The sequence below is a fragment of the Serratia odorifera genome, from assembly GCF_041448735.1.
GTDB classification, from domain to species: Bacteria; Pseudomonadota; Gammaproteobacteria; order Enterobacterales; family Enterobacteriaceae; genus Serratia_F; species Serratia_F odorifera.
On sequence record NZ_JBGMUT010000009.1, the window covers coordinates 101,893 to 123,221 of the forward strand.

The following is a 21,329-nucleotide window of genomic DNA, read 5'->3' on the forward strand; positions in this document are numbered from 1 at the left end:
GTTATTCCCCCCGCACCAGGGTAAAGAAGTCGACCCGGCTGGACGCCACCGCGCGGGAGCGCAGTTGACGCTGCTCCTGCTGCAGCGCCGCCAGCGGTTCAATCAGCCGCTGTTGCAGCCGTTCGTGGTGTTCCGGCTGTTGCAGCAGCGCATCGGCCAGCGCGCACAGCTCGGCATGGGCCTTGTCGCGCCCGGCGATGTAGCTGTAACCGTGGCCGCCGTTGTCCAGTTGCACCACGCTGCGGGTGACGGTCATGTCGCCCAGCACGAAGCGGCGGCCGGTAGCTCCCATCCGCCCCTGCAACTGCGCCAGGCCGATCTCCGGCGCGCGCAGCAGTTGATAGCGCGGGTTAAGGTTCAGCGCCTGCCAGTGGCTGCGTAGCTGGGCCGGTTGGCTGTGCGCCAACACTGACATCCAGCGTTGTCTGCTCGATAAGGATTGCATTCAGTGCTCCATCGTCAGTTCGATCATGTCGGCGCGCGCCAGGCTGACGGAGTATTCCGCCACGCTGTTGCTGCCGACACAGGTATTCAGGGTTCGCACGCACAGCAGCGGCGCGTGGGTGGCGATCTCCAGCAGTTGGCTCTCTTTGGCCTGCGCGCGACGGGCGCTGATGCGCGTCTGGCTGCGGGTCAGCGACTGGTGGATACGTTGTTCGATAAATTCATGCAGCGAGCCGCTGTGGAACTGTTGCAGCGCCGGCCACCAATCCAGATCCGGCAGGTAGTGATCGATAACGCTCAGTGGTACGCCATTGACCCGACGCAACGTCCGCAGGTGAATCACCGTTTCGCCCTCTTCACGCGATAACGCGCTGGCGATATGGCCGTTGCAGGGGCGCAAAACTGCGAGTAAGCGCTCACTGGTGGGGTGGCTTCCCTGCTCGAACAGGTTCTGGCTAAAGCGGGTTTTGGCATGCAGCGGATAATCATAAGGGCGCATCAGCACCAGAATGCCGATGCCATGGCGACGTTGCAGCCAGCCGCGTTCCACCAGTTGATCGACCGCACGGCGCAGCGTATGGCGATTGACCTGGTAGCGGTCGGCCAGTTGCTGTTCTGAAGGCAGATAGTCGCCGCAGCGGTAGTGGGCGCGTAACTCGTCTTCCAACTGCGCGGCGATTTGCTGGTAACGAGTCGGGTAAGTGGTCGGATGTCTAGATAACTGCATCATAATAAAAACCTCCGTTGGCCGGGGCGCTGTCGGTGATGTCGAATGTAAATTGCGGCATGGTGCATACCCGTTGATCACGTTGGCCATAGGGTGCCGCCGCGAGATGACAATTGCGTTACGCGTTGGTGGCGAACAGATGAACTATTTTCGACAGAGGGATGCCAAGCGGCGCACGTCGCGCTAAGCTAACGCCATTGTTTGCTCTCACGCTGGTTCGCAACATGTCTCAACCCATTACTGCTCCTGAATCCCCGGCTCGCGCATGGCCGCTGTGGAAACCAATCCTGTTCCTGCTGGTGGTCGCCGTCGGGTTGTATTACGTCAAGTGGCAGCCGTATTACGGCAAGGCGTTTTTGGCGGCAGACAGCCATTCGATTGGCAACTCCATTCTGGCCAACCCGGCTGACAGCCCGTGGCTGGCGGCGTGGCAATACGCGCTGGTCTACTTCAAGGCGGTGTGGAAGGCGGCGGTGCTCGGCGTGCTGCTGGGGTCGCTGGTGCAGGTATTGATCCCGCGTGACTGGCTGGTGCGTACCCTCGGCCACCGGCGTTTTTCCGGTACGTTGCTCGGTACGCTGATTGCGCTGCCCGGCATGATGTGTACCTGCTGTGCGGCGCCGGTCGCCGCCGGGCTGCGTCGGCAGTCGGTGTCCAGCGGCGCGGCATTGGCATTTTGGCTAAGTAACCCGGTACTGAACCCGGCGACGCTGATCTTTATGGGCTTTGTGCTCGGTTGGCAGTTTGCGGTTATTCGACTGGTGGCCGGCGTGGTCATGGTGTTGGGTATTGCCTGGCTGGTGCAGCGCCTCACCGCCAACGATGCGCCGCCGGCAGCACTGCAGGCGGCGGTCATGCCGCAGGCGAAAACGCCGGATCAACCGTTCTTCGGCCGCTGGATAAAGGCGCTGTGGGTGTTATTCTGGTCTACCATTCCGATTTATATCCTGGCGGTGCTGTTGCTGGGGGCGGCGCGCGTCTGGCTGTTCCCGCATGCCGACGGCGCGGTGGACAACAGCCTGCTGTGGATTGTCGGCCTGGCGATCGCCGGCTGCCTGTTTGTCATTCCCACCGCGGCGGAAATCCCTATCGTGCAGGCGATGATGTTGGCGGGCATGGGGCCGGGCCCGGCGCTGGCGCTGCTGATGACGCTGCCGGCCGTCAGCCTGCCTTCGCTGTTGATGCTCAACAAGGCGTTTTCTGCCAAGGCGCTGTGCCTGACCGCCGCGCTGGTGGCCTTGTGCGGCGTCGCCACTGGGCTGGTGGGACTGGTGTTGATGTAATGGTCGGTGAAGGCATCTAGCGCAGCTTGTGCACCACCTGATTGCTGCTGCCGCGCCAGATCAGCGCCGGATCTTTTAAATCCTGCACGAACTTGCCGTCAATCAGTACGTTGATCAGATCCACCACCTGCATCTGTTGGTGGTCCAGTTCATCCAGCCGGTAGCCGGTCCACAGCCAGATATCCTTGCCGGGGCATTCGGCACGTACCCGTTGCACCAGCTGCAATATTGCCGCCAGGTTGGCCGGATGCAGCGGATCGCCGCCCGACAGCGACAGCCCCTGACGCGGTATGCGTTGGTCGTTGAGATCGGCAATGATGCGATCCGCCATCCGTGCGCTGAACGGCTGGCCGGAGTTCAGCCGCCAGGTGCTTTTGTTGTAGCAGCCGGGGCATTGATGAACGCAGCCGGCGACAAACAGCGTACAGCGGGTGCCGGGGCCGTTGACCACATCGATCGGGTAATACTGGTGATAATTCATAGTCGGTTTGCCATCAGGCCATTGTTGGGATTGATAACGCCTGATGAGCCGATTGCTGCTGGCCCATCAGGCGGCAGGCGTTAGCCGATCTGCCCGTTATCCAGGTGTTTCACCCGGCGTTTGACCTCTTCCTGTTTACCGGCGTTGAACGGCCGTGCGTCCGGGCTGCCGAGATAGCCGCACACCCGGCGCGTGACCGACACCTTCGCCGAGTCATGATTGCCGCATTTCGGACAGGTAAAGCCCTTGCTGGTGCAGGAAAACTCGCCGGTGTAGCCACACTGATAGCATTCGTCGATCGGCGTGTTGGTGCCGTAATACGGCACGCGGCTGTAGCTGTAATCCCACACGTCTTCCAGCGCCTTCAGATTGTGCTGCAGGTTCGGGTATTCGCCGTAGCAGATGAAACCGCCGTTGGCCAGCGGCGGGTAGGGCGCCTCAAAGTCCAGCTTGTCGTACGGATTGACCTTTTTCTCCACGTCGAGGTGGAAACTGTTGGTGTAGTACCCCTTGTCGGTGACGCCCGGCACCACGCCGAAATCGGCGGTATCCAGCCGGCAGAAACGATCGCACAGGTTTTCGCTTGGCGTACTGTACAGGCTGAAGCCGTAGCCGGTTTCCGCTTTCCAGCTTTCAGTGGCGGCACGCAGGCGTTCGACGATCGCCAGCGCTTTGGCACGCAGCGTCTCATCGTCATACAGATGGCTGCGGTTGTCGCACAGCGCATTGATGGTTTCGTGAATGCCGATATAGCCGAGCGAGATCGACGCGCGGCCATGCTTGAAAATCTCGGCGATGTCATCGTCGGCGTTGAGACGCACGCCGCAGGCGCCCTCCATGTAGAGAATCGGTGCCACCCGAGCCTTGATGCCCTGCAAGCGCGCGATACGCGTCATCAGCGCTTTCTTCGCCAACAGCAGGCGTTCATCCAGCAACTGCCAGAAGCGTTTTTCGTTGCCCATCGCCTCCAGCGCAATGCGTGGCAGGTTCAGACTGATCACGCCGATATTGTTGCGGCCGTCGTGGATCTGTTCGCCGTTTTCCTGGTAAACGCCGAGGAAACTGCGACAGCCCATTGGCGTCTTAAATGAACCGGTAACGCTAACCACTTGATCGTAGTTAAGAATATCTGGATACATGCGCTTACTGGCACATTCCAGTGCCAACTGCTTGATGTCGTAGTTCGGATCGCCGTACTGGTGATTCAGGCCATCGCGGATGGCGAACACCAATTTGGGGAATACCGCCGTTTTACGGTTTTTTCCCAGCCCGGCGATGCGGTTTTTCAGGATCGACTGCTGGATCATTCGCGACTGCCAACCGGTACCGAGGCCAAAGCCAAAGGTGACGAACGGCGTCTGGCCATTGGCGGTGTGCAGCGTGTTCACTTCGTATTCCAGCGACTGGAACGCGTCGTAACACTCTTTTTCGGTACGCGCCATGGCGTAGTCATCGGGCTGCGGGATCTGCCATTGTTGCGCCACCTGTTGGTGCTTGCGGAAGCTTTCGCTGACGAACGGCGCCAGGATTTCATCGATGCGGTTGATGGTGGTGCCACCATAGATATGGCTGGCGACCTGGGCGATGATCTGCGCCGTGACCGCGGTGGCGGTAGAGATCGATTTTGGCGGCTCAATCTCGGCGTTGCCCATTTTGAAACCGTTGGTCAACATGCCTTTCAGATCGATCAGCATGCAGTTGAACATTGGGAAGAACGGTGAGTAATCGAGATCGTGATAATGGATCTCGCCGCGTTCATGCGCCAGCACCACGTCGCGCGGCAGGATGTGCTGTTTGGCGTAGTGTTTGGCGACGATGCCGGCCAGCAGATCGCGCTGGGTCGGGATCACTTTGCTGTCCTTGTTGGCGTTTTCATTCAGCAGCGCGACGTTGCTCTGTTCAACCAGGCCGCGGATCTCCTGGTTCAAGCGGCCGCGCAGTTCACGAGAAACGTCGCGATCGTGGCGGTACTCGATGTAGGCGCGCGCCAGCTGTTTGTACGGCCCGGCCATCAGCTGATTTTCAACCGCCAGCTGAATGTCATGGATATCAACGCGTTGCTGTTGCTCCATTTGCTGAGCGACCACGCGGGCGACGGTGGCGCAGTAGTCGGCGTCAACCACACCGACGGCCAGGGCGGCCCGTTCGATAGCCTGCCCGATCCGTGCCTGGTCAAAAGGTACCTGACAACCGTCCCGTTTAATCACTACTGGTTTCACGATGCTACTCCTTGTTCCGCTCGGGAGCGTTATGCCCGTTGTTGGGCTTATCCACAGGGCAATACCGCAGCGTGCAAGGGCTGCAGCGACGTGTGGACGATTTTGTGGATAACTACTACATATAGGTGATGGAAATTATCTATGCACTATATATGGGTGTTGTGGCGGTTTTTTTGATGTAGGACAAGGAAGTTTGGTGACAGTTGGTTCGCTGTACAAACGTAAATCGTGCAGATGAATGCAGCCCCCATAATCCGCGGGTTGAATGTATCGGTAGGCAATAAAAACAATGTGGCAAACTGTGATGGCGATCGCGGTTACTGGCAACAGCCGGGCCCGCGCGGGCAGGCCCGTCTGGCGTCAATCTTCCCGCAGCCACCACACCGCTTCAAACGGGCGCAGCGTGGTTGCCTGTGGTAACGCCGGTGCATCGGCATAGTTGGCGGCCAACTGGCGCCACAGATCGCCGGCGTCGACCCCTTCTGCCTGCCAGCGCAGCGGTTCGCGGCTCAGGTTAGCGACCACCAACAGCCGCTGGCCGTTCCAGCTGCGCTGGTAGCACCACAGCGCCGGGTGTTCGGGCGCCAGATCCTGGTAATCGCCGTGGGTCAGCAGCGGGTGCTGCTTGCGCAACGCAATCAGGTGACGGTAGGTGTAAAACACCGAATCCTGGTCGGCCAGCGCCGCGTCGGCGTTGATCTGCGCGTAATTGTCGGCGCAGGCAATCCACGGCGAACCGCAGGTAAAGCCGGCATGGGCGGCGGCGCTCCACTGCATTGGCGTGCGGCCATTGTCGCGTGATTTGCAGGCCAGAATGGCCAGCAGTTGCCGATCGTTGATGCCTTGGGCGCTGAGTTCGGCGTACATATTCAGGCTTTCCACATCACGGTATTGCTCAATACGCTGGAAACCGGGGTTGGTCATGCCGATCTCTTCGCCCTGATAAATGTACGGCGTGCCCTGCATGCCGTGCAGCACCAGTGCCAGCATTTTGGCCGCCGGCACGCGCAACTCGCCGTCATCGCCAAAGCGTGACACGATGCGCGGCTGATCGTGATTACACCAGAACAGTGCGTTCCACGCCCGGTTGTGCATACCCTGCTGCCAGTGGCGGAAAATGGACTTCAGGGCGACGTAATCCGGCGCGGCCAGCGTCCATTTTTCACCGTTGGCATAGTCCACCTTCAGATGGTGGAAGTTAAAGGTCATTGACAGCTCTTCGCCGCTGTTAGCCGCATATTGCTGACAATGTTCCAGCGTGGTCGACGACATCTCGCCGACCGTCATCAGGCCGCGCGGCTGGAACACCTCACGGCTCATTTCCTGCAGAAATTCGTGGATCCGCGGCCCGTCGGTGTAAAAGCGCCGGCCGTCGCCGAGGGTATCGTCCAGAAAATCCTGTTGTTTTGACACCAGATTAATCACGTCGAGACGCAGGCCGTCGACGCCTTTGTCGGCCCAGAACTGGCAGACTTTTTTTAGCTCTTCGCGCACCGGCGGATGTTCCCAGTTCAGGTCCGCCTGTTCGGTGGCGAACAGGTGCAGGTAGTACTGGCCGCTGTCGGCGTGCCACTGCCACGCCTGACCGCCAAATTTGGAGCGCCAGTTATTGGGCGGCGTCTGTTCGCTGCCGTCGCGCCAGATGTAAAACTGACGATGCGGGCTGTGGCGATCCTGTGCCGCCTTGAACCACGGGTGCTCGGTAGAGGTGTGGTTGAACACCATATCCATGACGATGCGGATACTGCGCTGATGCGCGGCGGCGACCAGCCGCTCAAAGTCCTCCAGCGTGCCGTAGGCCGGATCGATGGCGCAGTAATCCGCCACGTCGTAGCCGTTGTCCACCTGCGGCGAGAGGTACACCGGCGTCAGCCAGATGGCGTCAACGCCCAGCTCTTGCAGATAGTCCAGCCGCTGGATCACGCCGGCCAGATCGCCGTAGCCGTTGCCGGTGCTGTCCTGAAAGCTCTTCGGGTAGATTTGATAGATGACGCCGTTTTGCCACCAGGGGATTGGGTTGCTCATAACAGAATACCTTTTGACTGTAACCTTGGGGCCGAACCGTCGGCCCCGGTTCCCGTCATCCTCCATCACTCGGCCAGCGCCTGGTGAGAAGGGCTGGGGAATATTATAAAACCAGCAGCTCGCCGCGGCGCGCCTTGCGTTGGTAAATCAGCACCGTCAGTACCAGTGGGATAACCACCGCCGCCAGGGTGGCCAGCGCAAACACCATCCAGAACTGCGGCTGGATAGACAGAATGCCCGGTAAACCACCGACGCCAATGCCGTTGGCCATCACGCCGTCGAGACCGCAGATCAGGCCGGCGACGGCGGAACCGATCATCGCGCACAGCATCGGGAAGCGATATTTCAGGTTGATACCGTACATCGCCGGTTCGGTGACGCCGAGGTAGGCCGAAATGGCGGCCGGTACGGAGATTTCACGTTCGTTGGTTTTGCGGCTGACGATGATGATGCCCAGCACCGCCGACGCCTGCGCAATGTTGGACAGCGCGATGATTGGCCACACCGGGGTGCCGCCCATGCTCTGGATCATCTGCATATCGATCGCCAGCGTGGTCTGGTGTACGCCGGTAATCACCAGCGGCGCATACAGGAAGCCGAACAGCGCGGCGCCAATCGGCGCAAAGGCGCCGGTCATTACCGATTTTACCGCCCAGGCGACGCCATCACCGATCATGCGGCCAAATGGCCCGATCAGCGTATGCGCCAGGAACACTGCCAGCAGCAGCGAAACCACCGGCACCACCACCAGATACAGATAATCCGGCACGATCCTTTTCAAGCGGGTTTCGATCCAGCCCAGCGCCATGCCGGCCAGGATCGACGGGATCACCTGCGCCTGATAACCGACCTTTTCAATGGTGAACCAGCCGAAATTCCACACTTCCGGCAACTGCTGGCCGAGTAGGTAGGAGTTCATCAGCTGCGGCGACACCAGCGTAATGCCCATCACGATGCCCAATACCGGCGTGCCGCCCATTTTTTTCACCGTTGACCAGCAGATCGCCACCGGCAGGAACATAAAGATCGCTTCGCCGAGCAGCCACAGGAAGTCATAAGCGGTTTTCCAACCGGCGCTGGACTGTGCCAGCGTTTGGCCGTCGGACATCGGGATATCGCCGATCACATTGCGAAAGCCGAGGATCAAGCCGCCGCTGATCAGCGCCGGCAGCAGCGGGAAGAAGATTTCGGCAAAGTGCGAAATGGTGCGTTCGAACCAGGTCATGTTCTGGCGCGCCGCCACCTTGGCCTGCTCCTTATCGGCTTCGTTGACGCCGGCGGCGGCGATCAGCGCCTGATAGTAATCGCCGACTTCCGGGCCAATCACTACCTGGAATTGCCCGGCGTTGGTGAAGCAGCCCTTGACCATGCGCAGCTCCTCAATCTCTTTCGGGCTGGCCTTGCTGGGATCCTTCAGCACAAAACGGAGCCGGGTAATGCAGTGGCTGACGGTCGCAATATTGTCGCGGCCGCCCACCAACACGATCAGACGATCGATATCCTGCTGGTTGACTTTACTCATTATAAGTACCTTTTTTGGCAGAACGCAGAGGTGAGCCGGTTACCCGTCATACTTGAAGCCGCATCGGCGTTGGCTACGCGCATTTACCCGAATCACTGACTTGAGTCAGCTCATCGGGATGCATTTGCTTGCCGCCTGGATGCAACTCCAATTATTTAGGGTAACTATCCGTCATACTTGAAGCCGCATCGGCGTTGGCTACGCGCATTTACCCGAATCACTGACTTGAGTCAGCTCCTCGGGATGCATTTGCTTGCCGCCTGGATGCAACGTCCATGTGTTGGGATCTCGAGCTGATCGAAGCTTAGCCATTTGGCTTTTTTAATGAAATGGGAACGTTCCCGGATTGGGGTGACGATCACAAAATGCCAAAATAAGTGCGTTTTTTAATCAGGAAAGTTTGCTGGGTACCACGATGCGCCGAATGGCGAGTTCACCGTTGAGTTGCCCAAGCAGCTGCTGTGCTGCCTGTACACCGGCGCTGCCGTAGCCGAACTCCACCGACAGCGTCTCCGGGAACAGAAAGCTCAGCAGTGGGGTATTGCCGATGGCGCACACCTGAATCGGACGAGCCTGTTGCTGTTGCAGATACTTGATCGCGCCGAGCGCAATACTGTCCGACGCGCAGACCAGCGCGGTGGTCTGTTCGGCGATCGCCGACGCTGCCAGTTGGAAGCCGCTCTGATAGCTCAGTTCGCCTAGCGCCGCGTGCGGTTCAATCTGCTGCTGTCGGCAGGCGTCCAGATAGGCCTGATAGCGGCGTTGGCCGGTGGTGGCGTCCGATTGCTGCACCCCCAGGTAGCCGATGTGCCGGTGGCCCTGGCGCTGCAAGTGTGCCATCAATAAATTGACCGCGCCGACGTCGTCATAACACACCGAGGAAAAGCCGGCGTATTCACGCACCATCACCACCATTTTTTCCTGCCACGGGTGCAGCATGTCGGCGGTCAGCCCGGTAAAGCCGAACAGGATCACGCCGTCGACGTTGCGCTGCGCCAAGACGTGCAAATGCTCCTGTACCAGACGGGTTTCGAACTGGCTTTCCATCACGATCGGGTCATAACCCTGCTGATACAGCAGCGGCAACATGGTGCGCACCGCCTGGTTTTCCGACGGTGAATCCAGACGGGAAACGATAATACCCACCACTTTATCGCTCTGCCCGCGCATGGCGCGTGCCGACTTGGACGGGGTGAATCCCTGCTGACGGATCACCGCTTCCACCCGTTCGCGGGTTTGTGGGCTCACGCTGCCTTCGTTGTTCAAAACGCGTGATACGGTGGATTTTCCTACGCCACTCAGGCGAGCTATATCCTTGATTGTCAGCCGGTTTTGCATGGTTTATTTATCGTTTAAGTTGAAGGGCGTAAACTTTGTGCTCTGTCAGTGCCGGTCAGAATAGCGCATTTTGCAAAATGGATCCTGGTGCTGAGCGCGTATCTGCGCATTGTCGGTGCGGCCGCGGCGGCCGCCCTGTCTTTTCACTTACCGGAGGTTATCACCCGTATGGACCCTGAGCCTACCCCCGCAAACACCCACTCGGTTCACCGGTAAACCTCTCCGCTCTGCGCTGCTGATTTACCGGTGAAGTTAACGGTAACCGGTAGCGTGCGCTTCACTGTTCGCTTCTGTTGCTATTGATACAAAGAATCTGCCACGGCAGAGGTTTTTGGCGCGTTCAAAAATCAGCCGCCGTGGCCGGTTCGCGACTGCGCTGCCGCCGCCAGGCGGTGGCAAAAGGGGCGAACAATGAACCTGAAAATGCTGCCACACCTGTTGCTGAACCTGCTCAGCCGCAATCTGCCGCACCGCCTGGTGCACCGCGATCGCCTGCTGGAGGGCGTAGCTAGCGACGCGCGCGCAATGCCGGCCGGCCTGGCGCAACAGCGGCTGGAGTGTGCCGCCGCCAGCCCGCTCCAGCTGTATACGCGTTTTGACAGCCACCCGGAAGGCATCACCGATCGCGAGGCGCAGATCCAGCGCGATCGCGTGGGTGAAAACATCATCGACGATCGGCAACAGGAAAGTGCCTGGCGTCACCTGTGGCACTGCTATCGCAACCCGTTCAACCTGCTGTTGACCGCGCTTGGCATGATCTCTTATGCCACCGAGGATCTCACCGGTGCGCTGGTGATTGCGCTGATGGTGCTGGTGTCTACGCTGCTGAACTTTATTCAGGAGGCGCGATCCAACCGCGCTGCCGATGCGTTGAAGGCCATGGTCAGCAACACCGCCACGGTGATCCGCAGCGACGCGCTAACCGGTAAAAGCGAGCATCGCGAACTGCCGATTGCGCAGCTGGTGCCGGGCGATATCATCAAGTTGGCGGCGGGCGATATGATCCCGGCGGATCTGCGGCTGCTCAGCGCCAAGGATCTGTTTATCAGCCAGGCGGCGCTGACCGGCGAGTCGCTGCCGGTGGAGAAAGCCGCCGATCCACACCGTCTGGCGCAGGATCCGCTGGAATGCCAAAACCTGTGCTTTATGGGCACCAACGTGGTGAGCGGCACCGCGCTGGCGATGGTGATCGGCAGCGGCGGTAACACCTATTTCGGTCAGTTGGCACAGCGCCTCACCGGGCAGGCGGAGGAACCCAACGCCTTTCAGCGGGGGATCAGCAAGATCAGCTGGCTGTTGATCCGTTTTATGCTGGTGATGACGCCGATCGTGTTGCTGATCAACGGCTACACCAAAGGAGACTGGTGGGAAGCGGCGCTGTTTGCGCTGTCGGTGGCGGTCGGGCTGACGCCGGAAATGCTGCCGATGATCGTCACGTCGACGCTGGCGCGCGGTGCGGTGAAACTGTCGCGGCAAAAAGTGATCGTCAAACGTCTGGACGCCATTCAGAACTTCGGCGCGATGAACATCCTCTGCACCGATAAAACCGGCACGCTTACGCAGGACAAAATTGCGCTGGAGCGCCATACCGACGTGTTCGGCGTCAACAGCGATCGAGTTTTGCGCTACGCCTGGCTCAACAGTTTTTACCAGACCGGGCTGAAGAACCTGCTGGATGTGGCGGTGTTGAGCTGCGGTGAGCACAGCGGTCAGCCGGATGCGCTGCGCGATTACCGCAAGGTGGATGAAATTCCATTTGATTTCGAACGTCGGCGCATGTCGGTGGTGGTCGCGCAACATGACGACCAGCATCAATTGATCTGCAAGGGCGCTCTGGAAGAAATGCTGGCGATCTGCAGCCAGGTACGTCAGGGATCGCAGATCCTGCCGCTCGATGCCGGGCTGTTGGCGCGCATTCGCTGCATCACCAGCGATCTTAACCAGCAGGGACTGCGGGTGGTGGCCGTGGCGGTCAAGACGCTGCCGGCAGAGAACCGGCAGTACGGCGTGGTCGATGAAGCGGATCTGATCCTTGAGGGATACATCGCGTTCCTCGATCCACCAAAAGAGAGCACCGCGCCGGCGCTGGCGGCGTTAAAGCGCAATGGCGTTACGGTGAAGATCCTGACCGGCGACAACGAGCGGGTGGCAGCCAAGGTTTGTGGCGACGTCGGCTTGGCCACCGAACGGGTGCTGTGCGGTAGCGACATCGAACGGCTGAGCGATGCGCAGCTGGCGGTTGCGGCGCAAGACACTACGCTATTCGCCAAGCTGACGCCGTTACACAAGGAACGTATTGTGCAGGTGCTGCGGCAACAGGGCCACGTGGTGGGCTTTATGGGTGACGGCATCAACGATGCGCCGGCGTTGCGGGCGGCGGATATTGGCATTTCGGTGGACTCGGCGGTGGATATCGCCAAAGAAGCGGCCGACATCATACTGCTGGAAAAGAGCCTGATGGTGCTGGAACAAGGGGTGATTGAAGGGCGCCGCACCTTCGCCAATATGCTCAAATACATCAAGATGACCGCCAGTTCCAACTTCGGTAATGTATTCAGCGTGCTGATTGCCAGCGCCTTTTTACCGTTCCTGCCGATGCTGCCGCTACATCTGCTGGTGCAGAACCTGATGTACGACGTTTCGCAGATCGCCATTCCGTTCGATAACGTCGATGACGATCAGATTACGCAGCCGCAGCGGTGGAACTCCGCCGATCTGGGGCGGTTTATGGCTTTTTTTGGGCCGATAAGCTCGATCTTTGACGTGCTGACCTTCTGCCTGATGTGGTGGATCTTCAAGGCCAATACGCCGGAAGCGCAAACGCTGTTCCAGTCAGGGTGGTTTATTGAAGGACTGTTATCGCAAACGCTGATTGTGCATATGATCCGCACGCGCAAAATTCCCTTTGTGCAGAGCCGCCCGTCGTGGCCGCTGCTGCTGACCACGCTGTTGGTGATCGCCTGCGGCATCGGCCTGACCTTTTCGCCGTTGGCCGGTTTTCTGCAATTACAGGCGCTGCCGCTGGGGTATTTCCCGTGGCTGCTGCTGATTCTGGCCGGTTACATGGTGCTGACTCAGGGGGTGAAGGGCTGGTTTGTGCGCCGCTACGGCTGGCAGTAGCCGGCTGCCGTAGCGCCTGGTGGGGCGGGCAGGCCGCTGTCCGCCCACAGGTTGTGATCAAGTGCGCCTTTTTGCCGTCGCGGTTGGACATCTGAACTATGCTCGGTCTTTATCTACAGCGTTGGCTGTTTTTATTGCTGTTTTTCCTCTGAGGAATTTCCGATGCATAAGATCCATCGTTATACGCTACCGGCCCTGTCCCTGTTACTTTCCCTCAATGCGCTGGCACAGCCGGCTGGCGAGTTGCCGCTGATGCCATGGCCGCAGCAGGTGACGCTGTCGCAGCCGCCGGGCAAATGGCTATTGAATCAACGCCTGGCGATCCGCGTGCAGGGCGACGATCTGGACGAGGCGGTAACACGCTGGCGGCAGCGCATTGAAATGCAAACCGGCTGGCAGCTGGCTCCGGCCACTTCGCCGGACGCGGCGATCATCGAGGTGAGGGTCAAACATGCGGTGGCGGCACAGCCGCTGCCGGACAGCGACGAAAGCTATCAGCTGTCGGTGACGCCGCAGGGAGCCACGCTGATCGCCAATACCCGCTTTGGCGCGTTGCGCGGCATGGAAACCCTGCTGCAATTAGTGCAAACCGACGCTGACGGCACCTTCCTGCCGCTGGTGTCGGTCACCGATGTACCGCGTTTCCCATGGCGTGGGGTATTGCTGGATTCCGCGCGTCATTTCTTGCCGGTGGCCGATATTCTGCGCCAGTTGGACGGCATGGCGGCGGCCAAGCTCAACGTGTTCCACTGGCATTTGACCGACGACCAGGGCTGGCGCTTTGCCTCGACGCGTTATCCGAAATTGCAGCAGTTGGCCAGCGACGGTCAGTTCTACACCCGCGAACAGATGCAGCAGGTGGTGGCTTATGCCGCCGCGCGGGGTATCCGCGTGGTGCCGGAAATCGATCTGCCGGGTCACGCCTCCAGTATTGCGGTGGCCTATCCACAGTTGATCAGCGCGCCTGGCCCCTACCAGATGCAGCGTGAATGGGGCGTGCATCGGCCAACGCTGGATCCGTCCAATAAACAGGTTTACGTCTTTATTGAGGCGATCATCGGCGAACTGGCGGAGATTTTCCCCGATCCTTACCTACATATCGGCGGTGACGAAGTGGACGCCAGCCAATGGCAGCAGTCCAGCGCGGTGCAGGCGTTGATGAAACAGCAGCAACTGGCGGATACCCATGCCTTGCAGGCCTGGTTCAACCAACGGCTGGAGCAGATCCTCGAACGTCACCAACGGCGGATGGTCGGCTGGGACGAGATTTATCACCCGTCGCTACCGCGCACTATCGTCATCCAGTCATGGCAGGGGCCGGACTCGCTCGGCGCCAGCGCGCAGGACGGCTATCAGGGCATTTTGTCGACCGGCTTTTATCTCGATCAGCCGCAAAGTACCGCCTATCACTACCGCAATGAAATTCTGCCGCAGCCGCTGGGCGTCGATAGCGCGGTGGGCGAGGGGGAGCGGGCGCAGAGCTGGCAGTTCAGCATGCCGCGCCTCAAGGGCAGCCCGGTGGAAGGCAGTTTCACGCTGATCGAGGGAGCCAACGGTTGGCGCGGATTTATCGATTTCAACGGCAAATCGCGACGGGCGTTGCAGGATATCGTCTGGCTGGCGCCGGGCCGGCTGACCTTCCGCGTCGACAGCTGGATGGGGGAAACGCGCCCGGTGCTGAGCTTGCAGCAGCAGACGCTGAGCGGCTATATACGCGTCGGTAACGTGCGTTACCCCACCAGCGGCAGCAGGCTGGCGGTGATGCCGCAGGGTAAAATGCCGGTGGTGCCGGACCCGCGGCAACAGGCCAATATTCTGGGCGGCGAAGCGGCGCTATGGGCGGAAAACGTGCGTGCGCCGCTGATCGATCTCAAGCTGTGGCCGCGCGCGTTTGCCGTGGCGGAACGCTTGTGGTCGGCGCAGGACGTGAGCGATGAAAATAATATGTACCGGCGTCTGGCGACGGTGGATGCCTGGTCGGTAGTCTCTGTGGGGTTACAACAGCATGCGCAAACCGCGCGTGAATTCACCCGACTGGCCAACAGCGTGGACATCATGCCGTTGCAGATTTTCGCCGAAGCGCTGGAGCCGGCGCAGTATTACACTCGCCAGCACCTGAAGTTCCAGGCCGGCAACTATCACCAGTTCGAGCCGCTGAATCGCCTTGCCGATGCCTTGCCGGCGGAAAGCAGCGCGGTGCGTGACATGACGTTGCAGGTGGCGGCATTGCTCAAGGATCGCGACAATCGCGTGGCGCAGGCGGCGCTGCGTGAACGGCTACAGCGTTGGCAGCAAAACGGCGCGGCGCTGCAACCGATGGTGGCCGGTAATCAGCTGATGCTGGAGCTGGCGCCGGTGGCGCAGGACGTCGAGACGCTGGCCGACATCGGACTGATGCTGCTGGATCGCTGGCAGCAGGGCAAACCGCTGAACGGCAGCGAAGCGCAACAGGTGCAACGCCAGTTGGATGCGGCGGCACAGGTGCGTGACGAACTGGTGATTGTGGCGGTGTATCCGCTGGAAACGCTGCTGCATGCGCTGACGGTGCGCTGAGCGCTCAATAAAACGGTCAGCCTGGGCTGACCGTTAATGGCCTGCGAACCGATTAGCGGCGCACGGCGATGGCTTCGATCTCGATCTTCACGTCTTTTGGCAGGCGCGCCACTTCAACACAAGAACGGGCCGGGAACGGCGCATCGTGTTCGGTAAAGAAGGCTTCATAGGTAGCGTTTACCGTGGCGAAGTCGTTCAGATCCTTGACGAACACGGTGGTTTTGACGATGTCGGCCACCTTCAGGCCGGCGGCTTCAACGATCGCCTGGACGTTTTCCAGTGACTGACGCGCCTGAGCGGAAATGTCGTCGGCTACCGCGCCGGTTTTCGGGTTTACCGGGATCTGGCCGGAGGTGATGATCATGCTGCCCAGATCCACGCCTTGTACGTAGGGGCCGATGGCTGCCGGCGCGTTTTCGGTGCTGATATTACGTGACATTTTTTCTCCTGATAGACCCTGGGAGTTGCAAACCCAGCGTTGTCGGCTGCCTGCGTTCACCCCGCTCACCGACGTCCGTCAGCGCCTGGGGCCCCGCGCACCAGCGGCCTGACCGCGGCTTGCAATCCATTGGGTAGCAACGTGGATAGAGTTAACTTCAGAGACTCATTATAGGGAGTGGCGGACAGATGAACAGCGCCACGCCCGGATATTTGTCAATTTCACTCCGCCTTTAACACTACCCGGTGGTCGAACTCTTTTTCACAGTAGCGGCATTTCAATTGCACTTGGTCGGCGCGGGCCTTGACGCTAAAGCTGGACGGCACCGGTTCGCTGCGACTGATGCAGTTGCCGTTCGGGCAAGTCAGTACGCCGTCGATATGCTCCGGCAGGCTGAGCGTCAGTTTGCGTACCACCTCGTAATTGTCGATGCGGTTGACGGTGGCGTTCGGTGCGTACATCGCCAACTGGTTGGCCTGCTGCTCGGTGAGGAAGGTGTTCTCGATCTTGATCAGATCCTTGTGCCCCAGCGCCTTGGAAGGCAGGTTTAGGCCGATGGTGATGCGCTGGTCGGTGGCGGTCAGCTTGAACAGGGTCAGCAGTTTAAAGCCGATTTGCGCCGGGATATGGTCAATCACCGTGCCGCACTTGATGGCTTCTACCTGAAGTTTGTTGTCATGAGTCATGGTCATATCCCTCTTAAAGATCCAGTTCTGCGTTTAACACCAGCGCCAGCAGCGCCTGACGGGCGAAAATACCGTTGCCGGCCTGCTGGAAATAGTAGGCGTACGGCGTTTTGTCGACGTCGATGGTGATCTCGTCGATGCGCGGCAGCGGATGCAGTACCTTCATGTTGTCGCGGGCGCCCTCCAGATCCGCCGCGCGCAGCACAAACTGGGCTTTGACGTTGGCGTATTCGGACGGATCGAGACGTTCCTTCTGCACCCGGGTCATGTACAGAATATCCAGCTGCGGCACCACTTCTTCAATGCTGTTATGCAGACTGTATTGAATGCCTTTTTCTTCCAGCATCGTCAAAATGTAGCCCGGCATCGCCAGTGCGTCCGGCGCGATGAAGAAGAAGCGGTTGCCCTCGAACTTGGCCAGCGCCTGGGTCAACGAATGCACGGTGCGGCCGTATTTCAGGTCGCCCACCATGGCGATGTTGATGTTGTTCAGCCGGCCCTGGGTTTCCTGAATGGTGAACAGATCCAGCAGCGTCTGGGTCGGGTGCTGGTTGGCGCCGTCGCCGGCGTTGAGTACCGGAATGCTGCCGGAGAATTCGGCGGCCAGCCGCGCCGCGCCTTCCTGTGGATGACGCATGACGATGGCGTCAACGTAAGTGCCGATCACCGAAATGGTGTCGGCCAGCGTTTCGCCTTTCTTGCCAAGCGACGTATTGCTGCTGTCGGAAAACCCGACCACCGACGCGCCGAGACGCTGGATGGCGGTTTCAAACGACAGGCGGGTACGGGTCGAAGCTTCGAAGAAACAGCTGGCAATCACCTTGTGCTTTAGCAGTTCCGGCTGCGGCTGGGCTTTCAGGCTGGCGGCGGTGCGCAGCACCAGCTCCAAATCCTCACGGCTGAGATCGTTAATAGAGATGATATCTTTGTGATACAGCGGATTGGCCATGCTTCACTCTCCTCGACGAATGCCCGTGGCGCGGGACTGGGTGTTCAGGCAAAAAAAAGCCCCTCAACGAGGGGCTTGATACGATCGGTTCGGCAACAGGAGAAACAACGGCAGGCGGCTGCCGCGAGGCAGGGCGTTTTGTCGAGTATGGCGAACAAAACAGACGTCGTTTTTCATGCTTTCTCCTGGCAAATTGTCGCGCATTATACTCGCGCTTTACGTCACTGCAAGCGCTAAAACGCCGATTTTTGTCATTTGGCAAACGATTGGCTGGCTCGGTTGAGCGTCAGCGCTATGGTGGGAAAAGCAGAGGATAAAGAGGGGATTGGGGTACGGATCGAAACCCGCACCCCATTGCCTTTGCGTGACGCGCCCCGGCAATACGTTTCTGAGCTTAGCTCAAATTTTTAAAAATTCATCCTCTGCCGTTTACAGCGCCTTGCTCAGCGTCGCCACCATCACCGCCTTGATGGTATGCAGCCGGTTTTCCGCCTGATCGAACACCACGCTATGCGCCGATTCAAACACCTCGTCGGTGACCTCCATACCGCCTTGCAGGCCGTACAGCTGCGCCATTTGCTTGCCGAGCGTGGTCTGATCGTCATGGAACGCCGGCAGGCAGTGCAGGAACTTGACGTTCGGGTTGCCGGTCTGGCGCACCATCGCCATATTGACCTGATAAGGTTTCAGCAGCGCGATGCGCTCCTGCCATACTTCTTTTGGCTCACCCATCGACACCCAGACGTCGGTATACAGGAAGTCCACATCCTGCACGCCTTCGGCAATCTCTTCGGTCAGGGTGATTTTGCCGCCGGTCTGCTGGGCCAGTTGCTGGCACTGCGCCACCAGCTCCGCCTGCGGCCAGCAGGCCTTTGGCGCCACCAGACGCAGATCCATGCCTACCAGCGCCGCCGCTTCCAGCAGGGTATTGCCCATATTGTTGCGCGCGTCGCCGAGGTAGGCGAATTTTACCGCCGACAGCGGTTTGCCCGGCAGCTGTTCCTGTACCGTCAGCAGATCGGCCAGCAGCTGGGTCGGGTGGAATTCATTGGTCAGCCCGTTCCATACCGGCACGCCGGCATACTGCGCCAGGGTTTCCACCAGCGCCTGACCGTAACCGCGGTATTGAATACCGTCATACATGCGGCCAAGCACCCGCGCGGTGTCTTTCATCGACTCTTTGTGGCCGATCTGGCTGCCGCTGGGGCCGAGATAGGTGACCTGGGCACCCTGATCAAATGCGGCAACTTCGAAAGAGCATCGTGTGCGGGTAGAGTCTTTTTCGAAGATGAGCGCGATATTCTTGCCTTGCAGATGCCGGACTTCGCGGCCCTGTTTCTTGGCCTGTTTCAAGTCGGCGGACAGCTGCAACAGCGCCTGGATCTCGGCGGGGGTGAAATCCATCAACCTCAAAAAGTGACGACTGTAGAACGGGTTTAGCGTGCTCATCTTCGGGTATCCCTGATGGTTGTATTTGAATTAAAATTCACTTTATATGTATGAATATTCAAATTCAACCCCATTGTAGAAATCTTTGCGGTTTAACGTGGCAGGCGCGTCGACGGTGTGTGAAAATAGAAGCAATGAAAGCCATTTATTGAGGATAGAGACATGGCAAACCGCGAATTGCTGGAAGAACAACGTGAAGAGACCCGTCTGATCATCGAAGAACTGCTGGAAGACGGCAGCGATCCGGATGCGCTCTACACCATTGAGCACCATTTCTCTGCCGAAAAGTTTGAGGTCTTGGAGAAGGCCGCCGTCGAAGCCTTTAAACTGGGCTACGAAGTGACCGACGCCGAAGAGCTGGAAGTGGAAGACGGTTCATTGCTGATGTGCTGCGACGTGATCAGCGAAGTAGGCCTGAATGCCGAGGTGATCGATACCCAGGTGGAACAGCTGGTGGCGCTGGCAGAAAAATGCGGCGTTAACTACGACGGCTGGGGCACCTACTACGAAGATCCGAACGGTGAAGACGGCGATGACGAAGACGATGAATTCATCGACGAAGACGACGACGGCAAACGCCATTAATCATTGCTCCCGACGACTCACAAGGGCCGGCGCCGGCCGGCCTTGATAAGCTGACATGACTTACCAATCACTGCTATCCCCGATTTTACAATTCCTGCACTGCGAAACCCCGGATGCCTGGATTGAAACCGCGCGCCGCGCGGAAAACCTGCCGCTGTTGCTGACCGACCATCTGGTATGCGAGCTGAAAGCCGCACAGACCGGCATGTGGCTGATTCGACGCTACGTGGCGGACAAGGAGAGCGGCGATGCTCTGCTGGCCTTGCTGCGGCCGTATGAGGCGTTTGTGCACGAAGCGCAGGGCGTGCCGCAAGCGCTGTTCAAGCAAAGCCAGTTCACCAGGAAGATCCTGCCGAAAAAAACCTCGACCTACGGCCAGGCTCTGGTGGACAGCATGGTGCTGTTGATCAAAGAGGAACTGCATCATTTTTCACAGGTGCTGGAAATCATGCAGTCGCGCGGCATCCGCTACCAAAAGATCACCGCCAGCCGCTACGCCAAGGGGATGATCCGCGAGGTGCGTACCCACGATCCGGCGACCTTGATCGACAAGCTGATCTGCGGTGCTTATATCGAAGCGCGCTCCTGCGAACGCTTTGCCAAACTGGCGCCGCATCTGGACGATGAACTGAACCGTTTTTACGTCTCGCTGTTGCGCTCGGAAGCGCGGCACTACCAGGATTACCTGACGCTGGCGGAGCAGATCGCCGGCGGCGATATCAGCGAGCGGGTGGCGCATTTCGGCCGCGTCGAAGCCGAGCTGATTCAGTCACCGGACGGCGAGTTGCGTTTTCACAGCGGCGTGCCGGCGTAATAACTCAACAGGCGTCTTTCGGCGCCTTGTTAGATTTTGCGAAACTCTCGAATGAGCGTTTCTGCTGCTTCAAAACGCGACGACAGTTTATGCACCGTCTCGCCGAACGGGCAAAAAAATGCCAGTCGGCAGGCATGCGGACTGGCATTGTTGCGATGCTGTTCGCGTTACAGCGTTTTCAGCATCGTCACTTCGCAATCACCGTGGCCGGTGTTGCCCATCGGCCGATCGATGTGTTCAAAACCGAGGTGCTGGTATAGCCCGATAGCCTGCGTCAGGCTGGCGGTGGTTTCCAGATAACAGCGGCGGAACCCTTGCTGGCGGGCGAACTCCAGCGCCTGCAGCGCCAGCCGTTTGGCCAGACCCTGACCGCGCAACAGCGGCAGAAAATACATTTTCTGCAGTTCGCATACGTCATCTTCGCCGCCTTGCAACGGTGCAACACCGCCGCCACCGGCAATCTTGCCGTCGACTTCTACCACCCAGTAAGCGCTGCGCGGCAGGCTGTAGAGCTGATACAGCGCGTCCAGGTTGGGATCGGAAACGGTATAGCCCTTATCCGCGGTCAGGCCGTGCTCGGCGGAGACCTCGCGGATCACATGAGCAATAGCGGCGTTGTCTTCTACCGCTATTGGGCGCACCAGCAGGCGCACGGGGGTTGCGATTGTCATGTGTTTACTCACTCGCCAAATAAA

At 59.3% G+C, this 21,329-nt stretch carries 17 protein-coding genes; 5 read left to right on the top strand and 12 right to left on the bottom strand.

What is annotated here, in order from left to right:
* Position 1: 1 nt before the first annotated feature.
* Together phnG and phnF are read right to left on the bottom strand one after the other, a co-directional pair.
* Positions 2–445, bottom strand: a complete 444-nt coding sequence (gene phnG / locus ACCC84_RS19090; RefSeq protein ID WP_004955845.1) for a phosphonate C-P lyase system protein PhnG — start codon at positions 443–445, stop codon at positions 2–4.
* Positions 446–1,171, bottom strand: coding sequence for a phosphonate metabolism transcriptional regulator PhnF (gene phnF, locus ACCC84_RS19095; RefSeq protein ID WP_182646427.1), 726 nt, complete (start codon positions 1,169–1,171; stop codon positions 446–448).
* Positions 1,172–1,395: 224 nt separating this feature from the next.
* Here phnF and ACCC84_RS19100 point away from each other — a divergent pair, with 224 nt between their 5' ends.
* A complete protein-coding gene (locus ACCC84_RS19100; RefSeq protein ID WP_371902163.1) occupies positions 1,396–2,454 on the top strand; it encodes a permease in 1,059 nt (352 codons plus the stop codon).
* 16 nt (positions 2,455–2,470) lie between these two features.
* On the opposite strand, the gene nrdG is transcribed toward ACCC84_RS19100, so the two are convergent.
* The 5 genes from nrdG to treR all read right to left on the bottom strand — a co-directional run bounded on the left by nrdG (position 2,471) and on the right by treR (position 10,039).
* Positions 2,471–2,935: an anaerobic ribonucleoside-triphosphate reductase-activating protein gene (gene nrdG / locus ACCC84_RS19105; protein WP_198773196.1), complete on the bottom strand. Its 465-nt coding sequence runs from the start codon at positions 2,933–2,935 to the stop codon at positions 2,471–2,473.
* Between the two features lie 80 nt (positions 2,936–3,015).
* A complete protein-coding gene (nrdD, locus tag ACCC84_RS19110) occupies positions 3,016–5,154 on the bottom strand; it encodes an anaerobic ribonucleoside-triphosphate reductase (protein ID WP_039991238.1) in 2,139 nt (712 codons plus the stop codon).
* Between the two features lie 360 nt (positions 5,155–5,514).
* Positions 5,515–7,179 (bottom strand): alpha,alpha-phosphotrehalase, encoded by a 1,665-nt coding sequence (gene treC / locus ACCC84_RS19115; protein WP_039991236.1) that lies wholly within the window; start codon positions 7,177–7,179, stop codon positions 5,515–5,517.
* A 103-nt stretch (positions 7,180–7,282) separates the two neighbouring features.
* A complete protein-coding gene (gene treB / locus ACCC84_RS19120; protein ID WP_088499853.1) occupies positions 7,283–8,701 on the bottom strand; it encodes a PTS trehalose transporter subunit IIBC in 1,419 nt (472 codons plus the stop codon).
* 390 nt (positions 8,702–9,091) lie between these two features.
* A complete protein-coding gene (gene treR, locus ACCC84_RS19125; RefSeq protein WP_004955835.1) occupies positions 9,092–10,039 on the bottom strand; it encodes a trehalose operon repressor TreR in 948 nt (315 codons plus the stop codon).
* Between the two features lie 411 nt (positions 10,040–10,450).
* Here treR and mgtA point away from each other — a divergent pair, with 411 nt between their 5' ends.
* Both mgtA and ACCC84_RS19135 read left to right on the top strand, forming a co-directional pair.
* Entirely contained in the window at positions 10,451–13,159 is a 2,709-nt protein-coding gene (gene mgtA, locus ACCC84_RS19130) for a magnesium-translocating P-type ATPase (RefSeq protein ID WP_088499854.1), read from the top strand.
* Positions 13,160–13,321: 162 nt separating this feature from the next.
* Positions 13,322–15,712 (top strand): beta-N-acetylhexosaminidase, encoded by a 2,391-nt coding sequence (locus ACCC84_RS19135; RefSeq protein WP_371902164.1) that lies wholly within the window; start codon positions 13,322–13,324, stop codon positions 15,710–15,712.
* 52 nt (positions 15,713–15,764) lie between these two features.
* Here ACCC84_RS19135 and ridA read toward each other — a convergent pair whose 3' ends face one another.
* The 4 genes from ridA to argF form a co-directional block, all read right to left on the bottom strand.
* A complete protein-coding gene (gene ridA, locus ACCC84_RS19140) occupies positions 15,765–16,151 on the bottom strand; it encodes a 2-iminobutanoate/2-iminopropanoate deaminase (protein WP_004955825.1) in 387 nt (128 codons plus the stop codon).
* 221 nt (positions 16,152–16,372) lie between these two features.
* Positions 16,373–16,837 carry an aspartate carbamoyltransferase regulatory subunit gene (gene pyrI, locus ACCC84_RS19145; RefSeq protein WP_039992442.1) on the bottom strand — a complete coding sequence of 155 codons (465 nt, stop codon included), beginning with the start codon at positions 16,835–16,837 and terminating at the stop codon, positions 16,373–16,375.
* A gap of 13 nt (positions 16,838–16,850) precedes the next feature.
* Positions 16,851–17,786: an aspartate carbamoyltransferase gene (pyrB, locus tag ACCC84_RS19150; RefSeq protein WP_004955823.1), complete on the bottom strand. Its 936-nt coding sequence runs from the start codon at positions 17,784–17,786 to the stop codon at positions 16,851–16,853.
* A 429-nt stretch (positions 17,787–18,215) separates the two neighbouring features.
* A complete protein-coding gene (argF, locus tag ACCC84_RS19155; protein WP_004955822.1) occupies positions 18,216–19,235 on the bottom strand; it encodes an ornithine carbamoyltransferase in 1,020 nt (339 codons plus the stop codon).
* A 162-nt stretch (positions 19,236–19,397) separates the two neighbouring features.
* On the opposite strand from argF, the gene rraB reads away from it, so the two are divergent.
* Both rraB and miaE read left to right on the top strand, forming a co-directional pair.
* The gene (rraB, locus tag ACCC84_RS19160; protein ID WP_371902165.1) at positions 19,398–19,820 is read left to right on the top strand and encodes a ribonuclease E inhibitor RraB; all 423 of its coding nucleotides are present in this window, start codon (positions 19,398–19,400) and stop codon (positions 19,818–19,820) included.
* A 55-nt stretch (positions 19,821–19,875) separates the two neighbouring features.
* On the top strand, positions 19,876–20,634 hold the full coding sequence (gene miaE, locus ACCC84_RS19165) for a tRNA isopentenyl-2-thiomethyl-A-37 hydroxylase MiaE (RefSeq protein ID WP_198773200.1): 759 nt from the start codon (positions 19,876–19,878) through the stop codon (positions 20,632–20,634).
* A 167-nt stretch (positions 20,635–20,801) separates the two neighbouring features.
* Here miaE and ACCC84_RS19170 read toward each other — a convergent pair whose 3' ends face one another.
* Entirely contained in the window at positions 20,802–21,305 is a 504-nt protein-coding gene (locus ACCC84_RS19170) for a GNAT family N-acetyltransferase (protein WP_198773201.1), read from the bottom strand.
* Positions 21,306–21,329: the final 24 nt, after the last annotated feature.

Coding starts and splice junctions, on each gene's coding strand:
- treB (WP_088499853.1), bottom strand. CDS start 8,701: ATGAGTAAAGTCAACCAGCAGGATATCGATCGTCTGATCGTGTTGGTG.
- treC (WP_039991236.1), bottom strand. CDS start 7,179: ATGAGCAACCCAATCCCCTGGTGGCAAAACGGCGTCATCTATCAAATC.
- ACCC84_RS19135 (WP_371902164.1), top strand. CDS start 13,322: ATGCATAAGATCCATCGTTATACGCTACCGGCCCTGTCCCTGTTACTT.
- argF (WP_004955822.1), bottom strand. CDS start 19,235: ATGAGCACGCTAAACCCGTTCTACAGTCGTCACTTTTTGAGGTTGATG.
- miaE (WP_198773200.1), top strand. CDS start 19,876: ATGACTTACCAATCACTGCTATCCCCGATTTTACAATTCCTGCACTGC.
- phnG (WP_004955845.1), bottom strand. CDS start 445: ATGCAATCCTTATCGAGCAGACAACGCTGGATGTCAGTGTTGGCGCAC.
- pyrI (WP_039992442.1), bottom strand. CDS start 16,837: ATGACTCATGACAACAAACTTCAGGTAGAAGCCATCAAGTGCGGCACG.
- mgtA (WP_088499854.1), top strand. CDS start 10,451: ATGAACCTGAAAATGCTGCCACACCTGTTGCTGAACCTGCTCAGCCGC.
- ridA (WP_004955825.1), bottom strand. CDS start 16,151: ATGTCACGTAATATCAGCACCGAAAACGCGCCGGCAGCCATCGGCCCC.
- rraB (WP_371902165.1), top strand. CDS start 19,398: ATGGCAAACCGCGAATTGCTGGAAGAACAACGTGAAGAGACCCGTCTG.
- phnF (WP_182646427.1), bottom strand. CDS start 1,171: ATGCAGTTATCTAGACATCCGACCACTTACCCGACTCGTTACCAGCAA.
- ACCC84_RS19100 (WP_371902163.1), top strand. CDS start 1,396: ATGTCTCAACCCATTACTGCTCCTGAATCCCCGGCTCGCGCATGGCCG.
- pyrB (WP_004955823.1), bottom strand. CDS start 17,786: ATGGCCAATCCGCTGTATCACAAAGATATCATCTCTATTAACGATCTC.
- nrdG (WP_198773196.1), bottom strand. CDS start 2,935: ATGAATTATCACCAGTATTACCCGATCGATGTGGTCAACGGCCCCGGC.
- treR (WP_004955835.1), bottom strand. CDS start 10,039: ATGCAAAACCGGCTGACAATCAAGGATATAGCTCGCCTGAGTGGCGTA.
- ACCC84_RS19170 (WP_198773201.1), bottom strand. CDS start 21,305: ATGACAATCGCAACCCCCGTGCGCCTGCTGGTGCGCCCAATAGCGGTA.